General features: G+C 63.7%; 1 protein-coding gene. It reads right to left on the reverse strand.

The window, feature by feature from the left end; translation table 11 throughout:
• On the reverse strand, positions 1–967 hold a 967-nt coding region (locus tag AC1D00_RS42845), incomplete at both ends, for an arsenate reductase (azurin) large subunit (protein ID WP_477014883.1).

Consider the following 967-nt stretch of genomic DNA (forward strand, 5'->3'; position numbering starts at 1 on the left):
GCCTTGCCCTGCTCGCGCAGCACCCGCTCCATGTTGTTGGCGATGCGGGCCGCGATCAGGCTGTCCGGCATCGCTTGACCTGGCGGGTCCATGTACTTCTCGGTCAGCCGCATCCGCCGCTCGCCGTTCATGGAGGTGAGGTTGGCTTCGCCCGAGGTAGCGGCCGGTAGCCAAACGTGACAGGCCTCGCCGATCTTGGTCGGCACGATGTCGACATCGACGGCGAACAGCCCGCCCTTCTTGATAGCGTCGACGATGGCTTTGACCATCGCGTCGCGGTCGCCGTAGGACGCCGTCATCATGGCGTCCTTCACCATGTCGGTGCGCTTCTTGTAGTTCTGCTTGAATTTGAAGGCGTTCAGCGTCGTCTTGTAGTGATCGCACCCCCAGATGTGATGCACGCCTCCCTTGCCTTCCATCAGGAGCTTGTCGACGTAGGCGGCGGGGCGGCCGACGTGCGCATCGGAAGGGCGCGAGTAGCCTTCCTGATGACCGCCCATCCGGACGCAGCCGCCGCCGGGCCGGCCGACGTTGCCGGTTGCGAGCGCAACGTTCACCAGCGCGCCGTTGGTGCGATAGTTGTCGTTGCCCCAGATCAGGCCCTTTTCGTAGGCGAACATGGTGCGCCGGCGCGCGTTGCCGGCCTTCGGCTGTGCGATCCATTCCGCCGACTTGCGGATCTGATCGACCGTCAGTCCCGTCAGCTTGGCGGCGTCCTCCAGCGACACCTTGTTGGCGCTGCGCATCTGATCGAAGTTCGTGGTCGAGGCGTCGATGAATGCCTTGTCGACCCACCCCTTGTCGGCGATGTAGGTCATCCAGGCGTTGAACAGGACGAGATCTGTCCCGGAATTCAAGCCGAGATGCATGACGTTGTCCTTGCCCGCCTCGACCTCGCAGGCGTTGACCGTGACGGTGCGGCGAGGATCGACGACGATGATTCGACCTTTCTCGACAGGCTCGGACC

The organism is Bradyrhizobium sp. P2_E8, from assembly GCF_056403875.1.